Source organism: Microcella flavibacter (assembly GCF_012530535.1).
Classification (GTDB): domain Bacteria; phylum Actinomycetota; class Actinomycetes; order Actinomycetales; family Microbacteriaceae; genus Microcella; species Microcella flavibacter.
The window spans coordinates 148,676-164,006 of record NZ_CP051299.1; the positions used below are offsets into that span (position 1 = coordinate 148,676).

The following is a 15,331-nucleotide window of genomic DNA, read 5'->3' on the forward strand; positions in this document are numbered from 1 at the left end:
GAGAGGTTCAATGATGAACAGACGATCGATCACGCGTCGGGCGGCGGTTGCAGCGACCACCGTTCTCGCGATCGGCCTCACGGCGTGCGCGCCGGCGGGGGAGGGCAGCGCCGACGGCGATGTCACCCTCACCTGGTGGCACAACGGAACCGGTGAGCCCCTGCTGGGCTTCTGGGAGGACGTCGCGTCCGAGTTCGAGGAGGCCAACCCCGGCGTCACCGTCGAGGTCACCGCGTACCAGAACGAGGAGCTGCAGCGCACCCTCATCCCCAACCAGCTGCGCACGGGCAGCGGACTCGACCTCTACCAGCAGTGGGGCGCCGGCGAGCTCGCCGCCCAGGTCGAGGCCGGCTACGTCAAGGACATCAGCGAGGACGTCGCGGGTCAGGTGGATGCCCTCGGCGGCGTCGTCGCCCCGTGGCAGGTCGACGGTGCGACCTACGGTCTGCCCTTCAACTTCGGCATCGAGGGCTTCTGGTACAACACCGAGCTCTTCGCCGAGGCCGGCATCACCGAGACGCCGACCACCCTCGACGAGCTCTACGAGGCCATCGACGCGCTCAAGGCCGCCGACATCGTGCCCATCGCCGTCGGCGCGGGCGACGGCTGGCCGGCCGCGCACTACTGGTACAACTTCGCGCTGAAGAGCTGCTCGCCCGAGGTGCTGCAGACGGCCCAGGCCGACCTGACCTTCGACGACCCCTGCTTCATCGAGGCCGGTGAGCTCCTCGAGGAGTTCATCGCCACCGAGCCCTTCCAGGACGGCTTCCTCGGCACCGGCGCCCAGCAGGGCGCGGGCAGCTCCGCCGGCATCCTCGCCACGGGCGGCGCGGCCATGGAGCTCATGGGCCAGTGGAACCCCGGCGTCATGGGCGGCATCCTCCAGGAGGAGACCGGCGACGCCGAGGCCACCCCGCCGGAGTTCCTCGGCTGGTTCAACTTCCCGGCCATCGAGGGAGCCCAGGGCGACCCGACCGCGGCCCTCGGCGGCGGCGACGGCTTCTCGTGCAGCGCCTGGTCGCCGCCCGAGTGCTCCGACCTGCTGGAGTACATCACGAGCGTGGAGGTGCAGACCCGCTTCGGTGAGATCGGCGCCGGCGTGCCCGTGACCCCGGGCTCCGAGGCCGGCATCGCCGACCCGAACCTGCAGCTCGTCTTCGACGGCCTGCAGTCGGCCAGCTACGTGCAGCTCTGGCTCGACACCGCCTTCGGCGCCACCGTCGGCGGCGCCATGAACGAGGGCATCGTCTCGCTCTTCGGCGGTCAGGGCGAGCCCGCGAGCATCGTGCAGAACATGAAGGACGCTGCGGCGACCCTCTAGCTCATGTCGATCTCCACTGTCGGCGCCGGCCCCGCGGTCTCCGCGGGGCCGGCGCCCCTCGCGCCCCCGTCCCCCGCCCGCCGCGCTCGCAAGCGCAGCCGTGGCCTGCTCCTCACCTGGGGCTTCGCCGCCCCGGCCCTGGTCGTCTACGCGACCTTCGTGCTCGTCCCCGTCGGCCTCGCCGCCGTCTACAGCTTCTTCAACTGGAACGGCCTCGGCGACCTCGACCGCTTCATCGGAATCGACAACTACGCCCGCGCGCTGGCCGACCCCGTGTTCCTCGGGGCCATGCGCAACAACGCGCTCATCGTCGTGCTCTCCCTGCTCATCCAGGGCCCCCTCGCCATCGGCATCGCGCTGCTGCTCAACCGCCCCATCCGCGGCCGCACGATGATCCGCACCCTGATCTTCGTGCCCTACGTGCTCAGCGAGGTCGTCGCCGGCCTCGCCTTCAAGCTCCTCCTGCCGCCGGACGGCCCCTTCGACGGGATGCTCACCGCCCTCGGCTGGGTGGGCGAGAAGCCCCTCTGGCTCGCCGATCCCGACATCGCCTTCTGGACGCTGTTCGCGGTGATCACGTGGAAGTACCTCGGCTTCGCCATCATCCTCATGCTGGCCGGGCTGCAGGGCGTGCCCGAGGAGCTGTCGGAAGCAGCATCCATCGACGGCGCCAGCTGGTGGCAGATCCAGCGCCACATCACGCTGCCCCTGCTCGGACCGACCATCCGCATCTGGGCGTTCCTGTCGATCATCGGCTCGCTGCAGCTGTTCGACATGGTCTTCATCCTCACCGGGGGCGGGCCGCTCAACTCGACCGAGACCATGGCGACCTACATGGTCGAGTACGGCAACGGGCGCTCGCAGATCGGCTACGGCAGCGCCGTCGCGGTGATCCTCTTCGTCGTGTCGCTCGTCGTCGCCCTCCTCTACCAGCGCTTCATCCTCCGTCGCGATCTCGCCGGCGCCATCACGAAGGGCGGCTGAGACATGACCGCGACACTCACCCCACCGCCCGCGGCCCCCAGCCGCTCGACCGCGCCGAAGCAGCCGATGGTCCGCAAGCGCCGCGGCCGCGACGTCGGCACGCCGATCGCGTACCTCATCGCGATCATCATCTGCACGATCACGATCGCGCCGGTGGTCTACGTCATCCTCGGCGGGTTCCGCACGACGGCGCAGATCAACCGCGACCCGAGCGGGTTCCCGAACCCGTGGGTCTTCGACAAGTACGGGGCGGTCTTCGCCGACCCGAACTTCTGGACCCAGTTCGGCAACAGCGCGATCGTCGCCGTCGCCACCACGACGGGCGTCATCATCCTCGGCGTCATGGCGGCGTTCGTCATCGCCCGGTACGAGTTCGTCGGGCGGGGCTTCCTGTTCTCGCTCTTCGTCGCCGGCCTGCTGTTCCCGCTGACCGTCGCGGTGCTGCCGCTGTTCACGATGCTGCGCACCTTCGGGCTGCTCGGCAATCTGTTCGCGGTGATCGGCCCGCAGGTGGCGTTCGCGCTGCCGACGACGATCATCATCCTCGTGCCGTTCCTCCGCGCCATCCCGGCCGAGCTGGAAGAGGCGGCGACGATCGACGGCGCCAGCCGCATCGGCTTCTTCTGGCGCATCCTGCTGCCGCTGTCGTGGCCCGGCCTCGTCACCGTCGGCGTGCTCGCCTTCGTCGCGAGCTGGAACGCCTACCTGCTGCCGCTGCTGCTGCTCGGCAACCCGGCGACGGCGACCCTGCCCGTCGGCGTGCAGTACTTCTCGACCGCCTACTCGCAGGACACGGCGGGGGTGCTCGCCTTCACCTCGGTGGCGATGATCCCGGCGCTGCTGTTCTTCACGCTGGCCCAGCGACGCATCGTCGGCGGCCTGACAGGAGCCGTCAAGGGATGACCATCCACACCGTTCACGGCGCCGCCACCACCGACGGCACCGCCCCCTGGCACGATCGCGAGCTCGCCCCCGAGCAGCGCGTCGACGCCCTCGTCGCCGCGATGACGCTCGAGGAGAAGATCGCCCAGCTCTACGGCGTCTGGGTCGGCGCGGGCGCGGACGGCGGCGACGTCGCCCCGCACCAGCACGACCTCGACGACGCGATCGACCTCGACGAGCTGCTGCCGCACGGCCTCGGGCAGCTCACCCGTCCCTTCGGCTCCGCTCCGGTGGATGCCGGGGTCGGCGCGCTCTCGCTGCTCACCACCCAGCGCCGCATCGTCGAGGAGAACCGCTTCGGCATCCCCGCGCTCGCGCACGAGGAGTGCCTCGCGGGCTTCGCCGCCTGGGGCGCGACCGCCTACCCCGTTCCCCTCTCCTGGGGCGCGAGCTTCAACCCGGAGCTCGTGCAGCGGATGGCGCGGCGCATCGGCGACGACATGCGCTCGGTGGGCATCCATCAGGGCCTCGCCCCCGTGCTCGACGTCGTGCGCGACGCCCGCTGGGGGCGGGTGGAGGAGACCATCGGCGAGGACCCGTACCTCGTCGCCTCCGTCGGCAGCGCCTACGTGCGCGGGCTCGAGTCGAGCGGCATCGTCGCGACGCTCAAGCACTTCGTCGGCTACTCGGCCTCCCGCGCCGGCCGCAACCTGGCCCCCGTCTCGGTGGGCCCGCGCGAGCTCGCCGACGTGCTGCTGCCCCCGTTCGAGATGGCCATCCGCGAGGGCGGCGCGCGCAGCGTCATGAACTCGTACACCGACCTCGACGGGGTGCCCTCCGCCGCCGACCGCAGCCTGCTCACCGAGCTGCTGCGCGAGGAGTGGGGCTTCACCGGCACGGTCGTCGCCGACTACTTCGCGATCGCCTTCCTGCACCTGCTGCACGGCACCGCCGGCAGCTGGGCCGAGGCCGCGGGCGCCGCGCTCGAGGCCGGCATCGACGTCGAGCTGCCGACGGTGAAGACCTTCGGCGAGCCCCTGCGCCGCGCGGTCGAGGAGGGCGTCATCGACGCGGGCCTCATCGACACCGCGCTGCGCCGCGTGCTCGCGCAGAAGCTCGAGCTCGGTCTTCTCGAGGCCGACTACGAGCCGGTGCCCTCCGCCCTGCTCGGCCGCAGCGACGACGAGCTCACGAGCGCCGACGCCCTGCGCGGCTCGATCGACCTCGACTCGGACGAGAACCGGGCGCTCGCCCGCGAGCTCGCCGAGCAGTCGGTCGTGCTCGTGCGCAACACGGGGCTTCTGCCCCTGCGCGCCCCGGCCTCGGTGGCGGTCATCGGCCCCAACGCCGACGAGCCCTACGCGATGCTCGGCTGCTACTCCTTCCCGACGCACGTCGTCTCGCAGCACCCGGGCGTCGAGATCGGCATCCGCATCGACAGCGTGCTGGATGCCCTGCGCACCGAGTTCGCCTCGGCGACGGTGTCGCACGCGCACGGCACGGGCATCGACGACGGCGCGCTCGACGGCATCGAGCAGGCCGTGGCCGCCGCCCGCGGTTCGGAGCTCGCCGTCGTCGTCCTCGGCGACCGGGCCGGGCTGTTCGGCCGCGGCACCAGCGGCGAGGGCTGCGACGCCGACGATCTCGCGCTCCCCGGCGCGCAGCAGCAGCTGCTCGACGCGGTGCTCGACACCGGAACTCCGACCGTGCTGCTCATGCTCTCGGGGCGCCCGTACGCGCTCGGCTCCGCGGTCGACCGCGCGGCCGCGATCGTGCAGGCGTTCTTCCCCGGCGAGGAGGGCGCGGCGGCGATCGCCGGCGTGATCAGCGGGCGGGTGGAGCCCGGCGGGCGACTGCCGGTGAGCATCCCGGTGCACCGCGGCGTGCAGCCGTCGACGTACCTGGCCGCACCGCTCGCGCGCGCCTCGGGGGTGTCGAACATCGACCCGACGGCGGCGTTCCCCTTCGGCCACGGCCTTGGCTACGCGACCGTCGAGTGGGACGACCTGTCGACGGGTGAGGCGGAGGTGCCGATCGACGGCGCGGTGACGATGTCGCTGCGCCTGACGAACACGAGCGACCGCGACGCCGTCGAGGTCGTGCAGCTGTACGTGCACGATCCGGTCGCCTCGGTCGTGCGCCCCGTGCAGCGGCTGCTCGGCTACCAGCGCGTCGTCGTGCCCGCGGGCACGAGAGTGCGGGTGTCGGCGAGCGCGCCGCTCGACCTCGCGGCCTTCACCGGTCGCGACGGGCGCCGCATCGTCGAGCCGGGCGAGCTCGAGCTGAGCTTCGGCCGCTCGAGCGCCGACCTGCCGCTGCGCCATCGCGTCACCGTCACCGGGGCGACCCGCGTCGTGGGGCGCGAGCGCGCCCTGCACGCGGCGTTCTCGGTCGCCGAGGCGTGAGCGGCGCGACCGGCGGCCTGGCCGGCGGCCCGGCCGGGCTCGACCACCGGCGCGGCTCCGCGGTGGCGACCCTGGTCGACGCCGCGGGCCGCCCGCTCGCCGACCGCGAGGTCGTCGTCGAGCAGGTGCGGCACGCCTTCTCGTTCGGCTGCATCGGCTTCGACCTCATCGATCACGCCAACGGCGAGGAGGACGAGTCGGCGCTCGCCGACGACTGGCTCGAGCTGTTCACCCTGGCGGTGCTGCCGTTCTACTGGGGGCTGTTCGAGCCCGAGCGAGGGCATCCCGATACGGCGCGGCTGCAGCAGGCGGCGCGCTGGTTCCGCGAGCGGGGCGTGCGCGTCAAGGGCCACCCGCTGGTCTGGCACACGGTGAAGGCGGCGTGGCTGGATGCGCTGCCGATCGACGAGGTGGAGCGCCTGGTGCGCGAGCGCGTGCGCCGCGAGGTCGGCGATTTCGCGGGGCTCATCGACGAGTGGGATGCGATCAACGAGGTCGTCATCATGCCCGACTTCGTCAACGAGCCCGACGGCGTGCCGAACGCGATCTCGCGGCTGGCCCGCACGCTGGGCCGCGTCGACATGGTGCGCATGGCCGTGGACGAGGCGCGCTCGGTCGTGCCGGGCGTGAAGCTGCTGCTCAACGACTTCGATCTCTCGGTCGACTACGAGCGCCTCATCGAGCAGGTGCTCGACGCGGGCGTGCGGCTCGACGCGATCGGCGTGCAGACGCACATGCACCAGGGCTTCCGCGGGGGGCAGCTGCTCGAGCTCGCCGACCGCTTCGGGCGCTTCGGACTGCCGGTGCACTTCACCGAGGCCTCGCTGGTGTCGGGCGACCTGATGCCGGCCGACATCGTGGACCTGAACGACTTCCAGCCTTCCGTCTGGCCGTCGACGCCCGAGGGCGAGGCGCGCCAGGCGGACGAGCTCGAGCAGCACTTCCGCATGCTGGTCGGGCATCCGGCGGTCGAGTCGGTCACCTACTGGGGCATCACCGACCGCGGCGCCTGGCTGGGCGCGCCGATCGGCCTCGTCCGCGCCGACGGCACCCGCAAGCCCTCGTTCGATCGGCTGCGCGCGCTCTTCCGCGAGGAGTGGTGGCACGCCCCGACGACGCTGCGCACCGACGCGGACGGCCGCGTGACGGTGGTGGGCTTCGCCGGCGACTACGCGATCACGGCGGGGGATGCCCGCGCCGAGTTCGCCCTGCCGCTCGGGCCGTCCCGCCCCACGGTGGAGCTGCCCGGCGCCTGAGCCCCGCCCGGCCTGCCGTCGCCCGATGACCGTGCTCGGCGTCGGCGACGCCCAGCGCCTTCGGCGCGTCGATCACGACGGTGGTGTTCCCGATCCTCGACGCGGGGCGCAGGTTTCCATCAGCGCTGTGGAAGCGGACCCATCCGGAAGCGTCCGCTTCCAGAGCGTCTCGGCACCGTCGCGCCGCGGCCGGCGCCCGACATCCCTCCTGTGGTATGTGCCCTGAAGGCTCCGGAGCCTTGAGCGCACAGAGCCGGAGACGAATCCGTCGCGCGCACGCGCAGGTCGTCGCAAGTCGCGCGCGTCAGCGCCCGCCCGCGGTGAGTCGATCCGCGAGCGTCGCCGCGGCATCCCGAAGCACGTCCGGCCCGACGACCGCGAAGGGTGCATCGAACCGCGCCGCCTGGGCGAGCACGCCCATCCACGACCACGATCCGATCGTCAGCCGGCAGGCGTCCTCGCCGATCGGCAGCACCTCTCCGTCTCCCACCCACGGTGCGACGCGGGCGAGCTCGACCGTTCCGACGCAGGGCCATCCGACGGGGCGCTCCGAGCCGCGGAAGGACGCCGCGAGGTAGGTCGCCGCGTCGCCCATCGGCAGCGGGCGCCGCTCGAAGACCGGCCCGGTCGGGATGCGCGGGGTCACCCGATCGAGACGGAAGATGCGCCAGTCCTCCCGCTCCTGATCCCAGGCGAGCAGGTACCAGCGCCCGTCGCGCGCGACGACCGCGTGCGGCTCCGTGCGCCGGGGCGCGGTGTCGTCCGGGCGACCCGGGGAGCCTCCGGCCGTTCCCGCGTAGTCGAATCGGAGGGTGCGCCGGTCTCGCACGGCGGCGCTCACCGCTTCGAGCACCGCCGGCTCGACGGCTCCCCGCGCGCCCGTGCCGGCACTGCCCGGGGCACTCGTGAACCGGATCCCGTCGATGCGGTGCCGCAGGCGCGAGGGCATGACCTGCCGCACGGTGGCGAGGGCGCGCGCCGCCGCGTCCGTGAGATCCACTCCCGAGGCGGGGGCGCTCTGCAGTGCGACCGCGATCGCGACCGCCTGCTCGTCGTCGAAGAGCAGCGGCGGCAGTTCCGAGCCCGCGGCGAGGCGATAGCCCCCGTCGGGGCCCTTGATCGCGCCGATGCGGTATCCGAGCTCGCGCAGCCGGTCGACGTCGCGCCGCACCGTCCGGGCGCTCACGCCGAGCCGCTCGGCGAGCTGCGCACCCGGCCAGTCGCGCGGCGTCTGCAGCAGGGAGAGGAGCGCGAGCATGCGCGAGGAGCTTCCGGACATGCATCCAGTGTGCGGGAAGTAGAGGACCGGATTTGGCCGCTTCTCCCGAAAGGGTCGATGCAGGCGGCACGATCGCCGCCCCGACCAGCAGAGGACCGCATCATGACCATCACGACCACCACCCACCTCAACTTCCGCGGCACGGCCCGCGCCGCGCTCGACTTCTACGCGACCGTCTTCGGCGGGCATGCATTCATGGCGACCTACGCCGAGTTCGGCATGCCGGCGGAACTGCCCGGTGCCGACAAGGTCGTGTTCGGCCAGGTGCAGAGCCCCGACGGCTTCCGCGTCATGGCGTACGACATCCCGGGTGCCGATGATGAGGATGCTGCGATCGTCGCGGGGTCGACGCACCGCGAGAACGGCGCGACGATCACCGACCGCACCTTCTTCCAGTCGCTGCGCGGCGAGACGCTCGACGAGATCAGCGGCTACTGGAACGGGCTCTCCGACGGGGCGACCATCATCGAGCCGCTCGCGGCCTCGGCGTGGACGCCCGGCTTCGGGATGCTCACCGACCGCTTCGGCGTCACCTGGGTGATCGACGTGCAGCCGACGTCGTAGCCCGGCGCCGAGTCGACTCGACGGTGCCGGCCCGCCCGCGCCCTACCCCCGCGGCGGCGCCGTCGAGTCGCGCACGACCAGGCTCGTCGCCAGATCCATGCGCGGCGTCGACGCCGGGGTCGAGCGCCCGAGCTCGAGCACGAGCTTCGCGGCCTCCTCGCCCATGCGCCGCAGCGGCTGGTGCACGGTCGTGAGCCGCGGGCTGACCCACTGCGCCACGGGGATGTCGTCGTAGCCGACGATCGACAGGTCGTCCGGCACGCTCAAGCCGACCGCGCGCGCCGCCTCGAGGGCGCCGAGCGCCTGCAGGTCGCTGCCGGCGAAGACCGCGGTCGGCCGCTCCGGCAGCGCGAGCAGCTCCGCCATGCGGTCGCGGCCGCCGCCGACGTGGAAGTCGCCGTAGCGCTCCCAGCTCGGATCGATGGGCAGCCCGGCCGAGTTCATCGCCGAGCGGTAGCCGTCCAGTCGCGCGAGCGAGCACATCATGTCGCTGGGCCCGGTGATCGCGGCGATGCGCCGGTGCCCGAGCTCGATGAGGTGCCGGGTCGCCGCGAGCCCGCCCGACCAGTTGGCCGAGCCCACCGAGGGCGCGTCGGGGGAGGGGTCGCCGGCGGGGTCGACGATGACGAAGGGGATGGCGCGCGAGCGCAGGCGCTCGCGCAGCTCCGGCGCGAGCTCGCTGAACACGAGCACGACGCCCGCCGGCCGGCGCCGGAGCACGCCCTCGATCCACTCCCGCCCGGGCGAGTGGCGATCCCCGGTCACGGTCAGCACGACGCTCAGGCCGTGCTGCTTCGCCACTGACTCGACGCCGTCGATGAGCTCCATCGACCAGATGCGGTCCAGCTCGTGGAACACCAGCTCGATGAGCGCGCTGCGCGAGCTCGACGCCGAGCCGCGGCGCTGGTAGCCGTGGCTGCTCAGCAGCAGCTCGACCTTCTCCCGGGTCGAAGCGGCGACGTCGGAGCGCCCGTTGAGCACCTTCGAGATGGTGGCGAGCGAGACGCCCGCCTCCTCCGCGATCTGGGCGAGCGTCGTGCGCTCCCCCGTGGCGGAAGCGGCGGCGGCAGCGGCAGCGTTCATGTTTCGCATGCTAGACCCGAAACTGTCGGGGCGTGCGAAACCCTGCCCGCGCGGGCTCGAGCCGGCCCGGCCGCTCAGGCCGAGTGCACGCTCTCGCGCACGGCGAGCGGGTTCTCGAGGTGCGGCTCCCAGGCGATCTCGGCGGCGCCGATGAGCAGGCGCGAGCTGCCGAGGGCGGCCGAGACGACCCCGGTGCCCGCGGCGCTGACGGGAAGAGCATCCCGCAGCACCGAGCCGCGGCGCACGGCGCCGACGGCGTCCCACACGGCGGCGAGGTGGCCGCCGAGCACGACGAGCTCGGGGTTCAGCAGGTTGACGCTCGTGCGCAGTGCGGCGGCGAGGGCCGTGAAGTGGGTCTCGAGCACGGCGTGCACGGGGTGCTCGGGGTCGGTCGCGGCGGCCGCGATCGCGCGCTCGAGCTCGTCGTCGTCGGCGGTCGTCAGGTCGAGCGCGGCGAGCAGCGAGGCCCGCCCGGCGATCGCCTCGAAGCAGCCGACCGCGCCGCACGCGCAGACGGGGCCGCGCGGGTCGAGCCCGATGTGGCCGATCTCGCCCGCGTAGCCGGCGGCGCCCTCCGCCGCGGCGCCGTTGATCACGAGACCGCCGCCGATGCCGCTGGGTCCGCCGTTGACGTAGAGCAGGTCGCGCGCGCCGGCGCCGGCGCCGAAGGCCACCTCGGCCCGGCCGCCCAGGTCGGCGTCGTTGCCGACGGCGACCGGCAGGCCGAGGCGCTGCGCGAGGGGCTCGCCGAGCGGCTCGTCCGTCCAGTGCAGGTCGGGGGCGAGGCGCACGAGCCCGTCGCCCGTGCGCACGAGGCCGGGCACCGCGACGCCCACGCCGACGACCGTCGACTCGGGCTGGCTCGCCGCCAGCTCCTCCAGCGCCGCCGCGGCGATCTCGACGGCCTCATCGGGGCGGGGGCGCGAGGCCGGGATGCGCGTGCGCGCGACGACGTGCCCGCCCAGTGCCACGAGGGCGACGGTGACGGCGTCGAGCTCGGGGTTCACGGCGGCGACGAGCAGGCGCCGCGTCGGCACGACGAGCGGACTCGGCCGGCCGACGCCCTCGCGGGGGGCGTCATCGCGCTCCTCGACCCAGCCGGCGTCGGCGAGCGCGGCGACCAGATCGCCGATGGTCGAGCGGTTGAGCCCGAGTGAGCGGGTGAGCTCGGCGCGGGTGGAGCCGCCGCTGACGTGCACGGCGCGCAGCACGCGCGACAGGTTGCGCCGACGCTGCGTGGAGGAATCGATCACGTCGCCCACCCTCCCACGAAACACCGGCGCAGCCGCGGGATGCCCCTCGCGAGCATCCCGTCATCGTGATATGTTGCCTCAACCAACGAATAACCGCAGCACCCCGATCAGGAGTCATCCCATGGCAACGACGCCCACCCCCGCCGACCACTTCACCTTCGGTCTCTGGACCGTCGGCTACAACGGGGCCGACCCCTTCGGCGGGCCCACGCGCGCCCCCCTCGACGTCGTGCACGTGGTCGAGAAGCTGACCGAGCTCGGGGCGTACGGCCTCACGCTGCACGACGACGACCTCTTCGCCTTCGGCTCGACCGACGCCGAGCGCCGCACGCAGATCGACCGCCTCATCGCCGCGACGCAGTCGACCGGCCTCACGGTGCCGATGATCACCACCAACCTCTTCAGCGCGCCCGTCTTCAAGGACGGCGGCTTCACCTCGAACGACCGCGACGTGCGCCGCTTCGCGCTGCGCAAGGTGCTGCGCAACGTCGACCTCGCCGCCGAGCTCGGCGCGCACACCTTCGTCATGTGGGGCGGCCGCGAGGGCGCCGAGTACGACTCGGCCAAGAACGTCGGCGCCGCCATCCAGCGCTACCGCGAGGCCGTCAACGTGCTGACGCAGTACGTCACCGAGCAGGGGTACGGCATCCGCTTCGCCATCGAGCCGAAGCCCAACGAGCCCCGCGGCGACATCCTGCTGCCGACGCTCGGCCACGCCATGGCGTTCATCGAGACGCTCGACCGCCCCGACCTCGTGGGCCTCAACCCCGAGACCGGGCACGAGCAGATGGCCGGCCTCAACTTCACCGCCGGCATCGCGCAGGCGCTCGAGGCGGGCAAGCTGTTCCACATCGACCTCAACGGCCAGCGCGGCATCAAGTACGACCAGGATCTGGTCTTCGGCCACGGCGACCTGCACAACGCCTTCTCGCTCGTCGACCTGCTCGAGAACGGCGGCCCCAATGGCGGTCCCGCCTACGACGGCCCCCGCCACTTCGACTACAAGCCCAGCCGCACCGAGGACGAGACGGGCGTGTGGGAGTCGGCGAAGGCCAACATGCGCACCTACCTGCTGCTCAAGGAGCGCGCCGCGGCCTTCCGCGCCGACCCCGAGGTGCAGCAGGCGCTCGCCGACGCGCGCGTCGCCGAGCTGTCGACCCCGACGCTCGCCGAGGGCGAGTCGATCGCCGATCTTCTCGGCGACGAGAGCGCGTACGAGGCCTTCGACGCGAACGCCTACTACGACGGCAAGGGCTTCGGCTTCGTGCGCCTGCAGCAGCTCGCCACCGAGCACCTCATGGGAGCCCGCGGCTGATGACCCTCGTGGCCGGCGTCGACTCGTCGACGCAGAGCTGCAAGGTGGTCGTGGTCGATGCCGAGTCGGGCGCGGTCGTGCGCGAGGGGCGCGCCGGCCACCCCGACGGCACCGCCGTGCATCCTGATTTCTGGTGGGATGCCCTGCGCGAGGCCCTCGCGGGCGCGGGCGGCCTCGCCGACGTCGCCGCCGTGTCGATCGGCGGGCAGCAGCACGGCATGGTGCTGCTCGACGCCGAAGGCCGGGTCATCCGCGAGGCCCTTCTCTGGAACGACACCCGCTCGGCCGAGGCGGCCGCGCAGCTGGTGTCGGAGGTCGGCGCCGAGCAGTACGCCGCCCGCACCGGCGTCGTGCCGGTGGCCTCGTTCACCGCGACGAAGCTGCGCTGGGTGCGCGACCACGAGCCGCACCACGTCGAGCGGGTCGCGGCGGTCTGCCTGCCGCACGACTGGCTGACGTGGCGCCTGCGCGGCTACGGGCCGGCCGACGCCGTCGACGCCCCGCTCGGCCCCGACCTCGAGCAGCTCACGACCGACCGCTCCGACGCGAGCGGCACCGCCTACTTCTCGACCGCCACCGGCGAGTACGACCTCGAGCTGTTCGAGCGCGCGCTCGGGCGGCCGGGGCGCGTGGCCGGCTCGCTCACGGAGGACGTCCGCGTCGTCCTGCCCCACGTGCTGGGGCCCGCCGACACGGCGGGTGCGGTGTACGGCACGGACACCTACGTCGCCGCGGGCGCGGGCGACAACGCCGCGGCCGCGCTCGGCCTCGGCGCCGAGCCCGGCGACGTGGTCGTGTCGATCGGCACGAGCGGCACCGTCTTCGCGGTGAGCGAGCATCCCGTCGCCGATGCCGGCGGCACCGTCGCCGGATTCGCCGACGCCGGCGGCGCGAGCCTGCCCCTCGTGGCGACGCTCAACGCCGCGCGCGTGCTCGACGCGACCGCGCGGCTGCTCGGCGTCGACCACGACGAGCTCGCCCGACTCGCCCTCGACGCCGAGCCCGGCGCCGGCGGGCTCGTGCTGCAGCCCTACTTCGAGGGCGAGCGCACGCCCAACCTGCCCGACGCCACGGCGACGCTCTTCGGCATGACGCTCGCCTCCACCACGCGCGAGCGCCTCGCCCGGGCCGCCATCGAGGGGATGCTCTGCGCCCTCGCCGACGGACTCGACGCCGTCACCCGGCTCGGCGTGCCGGTCGAGCGGCTCAGCCTCATCGGCGGTGCGGCCCGCTCGCGGGCCGTCGCGGGCATCGCGGCCACCGTCTTCGGCCTGCCCGTCACCGTGCCGGAGCCGGGGCAGTACGTCGCCCGCGGCGCGGCCCTCCAGGCCGCGTGGGCCCTGAGCGGCACGCGGCCCCACTGGGATCTCGCCACCGCCATCGAGGTGCCCGCCGACCCGCAGCCGATCGTGCGCGAGCAGTACGCGGCCCGCCGCGCCTGAGCCGGAGCCCCGCCCGCGGTCGCCCGACCGCCCCTCATGGTGGCGTCCCCTGGGTTGGTGTAGTTTCCCGGCTCGGGTGTCACGTCGTGGACGTGGTGAGCCATCGTGCGATGGTCAGTGAGAACTGTCTAGGAATCTCACGGAAGGACACAAACGCACGATGGCTCTTGACCAGTCTGCCCTCCTCGAGCTACTCGGGGAACTGAAACTCACCGATGTGAACGACCGGATCCGGGTCGCGACCGAGACGCTCTACCAGGAGCTGATCGACGCGGAAGCAGCTGCGTTCATCGGCGCTGCCCCGTTCGAACGCTCCCCGGACCGTACGACGCAGCGCAACGGGACCCGGCTGCGGACCCTCACCACCACCGCGGGGGAGCTGGAGTTGCGGATCCCGAAGCTGCGGCAGGGATCGTTTTTCCCGTCGCTGCTGGAACGCCGCCGCCGGGTCGATCAGGCCCTGTTCGCGGTCGTGATGGAGGCGTACGTCCACGGCGTCTCCACCCGCAAGGTCGACGACCTGGTGAAGGCGCTCGGTGCCGACACCGGGATCAGCAAGTCGGAGGTGTCGCGGATCTGCAGCAACCTCGACGAGGACGTCGCGGCGTTCCGCGATCGGCCGCTCGCGGACAGCACGTACCCGTACGTGTTCCTCGACGCGACCTACTGCAAAGCCCGCGTCGGCCGGCGGGTCGTCTCCCAAGCCGTCGTCGTCGCGGTCGGTGTCGCCGCCGACGGGCGCAGGGAAGTCCTCGGCTTCGAGGTCGGGGACACCGAATCGCAACCGTTCTGGACCGCGTTCCTTCGCTCGCTGAAGGCCCGCGGGCTGGGCGGAGTGAAGCTGGTGATCTCCGACGCGCACACCGGGCTGATCGCGGCGATCGACACCGTCTTCCAAGGCTCGTCATGGCAGCGGTGTCGGGTCCACTTCATGCGCAACGTGCTTGCCAACGTCCCCAAGACCGCTGGGCCGATGGTCGCGTCGATCATCCGCACGATCTTCGCCCAGCCAGACACCGAGCACGTGTTCACCCAATTCCACGAAGTCGTCCGCATGCTCTCGAGGTCGCACCCGAAGATCGCCGGCATGCTCGAGGACGCGCAGAACGACATCCTCGCGTTCTGTCAGTTTCCCGCCACACACTGGCGGCAGATCTGGTCCACGAACCCGCTCGAGCGGGTCAACAAGGAGATCAAACGCCGCACCGACGTCGTCGGCACATTCCCCAACCCCGCCGCGTTGCTGCGCCTGGCCGGACACGTCCTGATCGAGCAACACGACGAATGGGACGGCGCTGACCGCCGCTACTTCAGCGAGCACTCCATGAAGCTCCTGAACGTCACCGAAGAGGAGGTCGCGATCCCGGAACTCGCTGCGGCATAATCACAACAGCTGACCCGCACGGTGTTGAGAAACTCCACCACTCAGCGGGACGTCACCCCCCTCATCGTCCCCGCCCCGCGGCACCGTTCGTCCGCGGGGCGGGTGACCCCTTCTCGTGAGAGCAGCACTGCCGAGTTGGGACCTTCGGCCCGTGCCGGGCATC

Annotated in this window: 12 protein-coding genes; 9 read left to right on the top strand and 3 right to left on the bottom strand. The window is 72.4% G+C overall.

From position 1 onward, the window contains the following. The first annotated feature begins 10 nt into the window (after positions 1-10). Genes HGB54_RS00690 through HGB54_RS00710 form a run of 5 tightly spaced genes read left to right on the top strand, consistent with a single transcriptional unit; the run spans position 11 to position 6,848 of the window. Positions 11-1,321: an ABC transporter substrate-binding protein gene (locus HGB54_RS00690; protein ID WP_228545871.1), complete on the top strand. Its 1,311-nt coding sequence runs from the start codon at positions 11-13 to the stop codon at positions 1,319-1,321. 3 nt (positions 1,322-1,324) lie between these two features. After that, complete coding sequence (locus HGB54_RS00695; RefSeq protein WP_168914744.1) at positions 1,325-2,305, top strand: carbohydrate ABC transporter permease; 981 nt, start codon at positions 1,325-1,327, stop codon at positions 2,303-2,305. Positions 2,306-2,308: 3 nt separating this feature from the next. After that, positions 2,309-3,208, top strand: coding sequence for a carbohydrate ABC transporter permease (locus HGB54_RS00700; RefSeq protein ID WP_168914745.1), 900 nt, complete (start codon positions 2,309-2,311; stop codon positions 3,206-3,208). Continuing rightward, complete coding sequence (locus tag HGB54_RS00705; RefSeq protein ID WP_168914746.1) at positions 3,205-5,592, top strand: beta-xylosidase/alpha-l-arabinosidase; 2,388 nt, start codon at positions 3,205-3,207, stop codon at positions 5,590-5,592. The genes HGB54_RS00700 and HGB54_RS00705 overlap by 4 nt, the downstream gene beginning before the upstream one ends. Then, positions 5,589-6,848, top strand: coding sequence for an endo-1,4-beta-xylanase (locus HGB54_RS00710; protein WP_228545872.1), 1,260 nt, complete (start codon positions 5,589-5,591; stop codon positions 6,846-6,848). The genes HGB54_RS00705 and HGB54_RS00710 overlap by 4 nt, the downstream gene beginning before the upstream one ends. Before the next feature lie 304 nt (positions 6,849-7,152). Here HGB54_RS00710 and HGB54_RS00715 read toward each other — a convergent pair whose 3' ends face one another. Next, the gene (locus tag HGB54_RS00715) at positions 7,153-8,127 is read right to left on the bottom strand and encodes a helix-turn-helix transcriptional regulator (protein WP_168914747.1); all 975 of its coding nucleotides are present in this window, start codon (positions 8,125-8,127) and stop codon (positions 7,153-7,155) included. 102 nt (positions 8,128-8,229) lie between these two features. On the opposite strand from HGB54_RS00715, the gene HGB54_RS00720 reads away from it, so the two are divergent. Beyond that, entirely contained in the window at positions 8,230-8,691 is a 462-nt protein-coding gene (locus HGB54_RS00720; protein WP_168914748.1) for a VOC family protein, read from the top strand. 42 nt (positions 8,692-8,733) lie between these two features. Here the strand turns inward: HGB54_RS00720 and HGB54_RS00725 are convergent, their stop codons facing one another. After that, positions 8,734-9,774, bottom strand: coding sequence for a LacI family DNA-binding transcriptional regulator (locus tag HGB54_RS00725; protein ID WP_168914749.1), 1,041 nt, complete (start codon positions 9,772-9,774; stop codon positions 8,734-8,736). Between the two features lie 74 nt (positions 9,775-9,848). Then, complete coding sequence (locus HGB54_RS00730) at positions 9,849-11,027, bottom strand: ROK family transcriptional regulator (RefSeq protein ID WP_168914750.1); 1,179 nt, start codon at positions 11,025-11,027, stop codon at positions 9,849-9,851. 121 nt (positions 11,028-11,148) lie between these two features. Here HGB54_RS00730 and xylA point away from each other — a divergent pair, with 121 nt between their 5' ends. From xylA to HGB54_RS00745, 3 genes are all read left to right on the top strand, one after another. Further along, positions 11,149-12,342 carry a xylose isomerase gene (xylA, locus tag HGB54_RS00735; RefSeq protein ID WP_168914751.1) on the top strand — a complete coding sequence of 398 codons (1,194 nt, stop codon included), beginning with the start codon at positions 11,149-11,151 and terminating at the stop codon, positions 12,340-12,342. After that, a complete protein-coding gene (gene xylB / locus HGB54_RS00740; RefSeq protein WP_168914752.1) occupies positions 12,342-13,784 on the top strand; it encodes a xylulokinase in 1,443 nt (480 codons plus the stop codon). The genes xylA and xylB overlap by 1 nt, the downstream gene beginning before the upstream one ends. Before the next feature lie 160 nt (positions 13,785-13,944). After that, entirely contained in the window at positions 13,945-15,168 is a 1,224-nt protein-coding gene (locus tag HGB54_RS00745) for an IS256 family transposase (RefSeq protein ID WP_166194845.1), read from the top strand. The last annotated feature ends 163 nt before the right edge of the window (positions 15,169-15,331 follow it).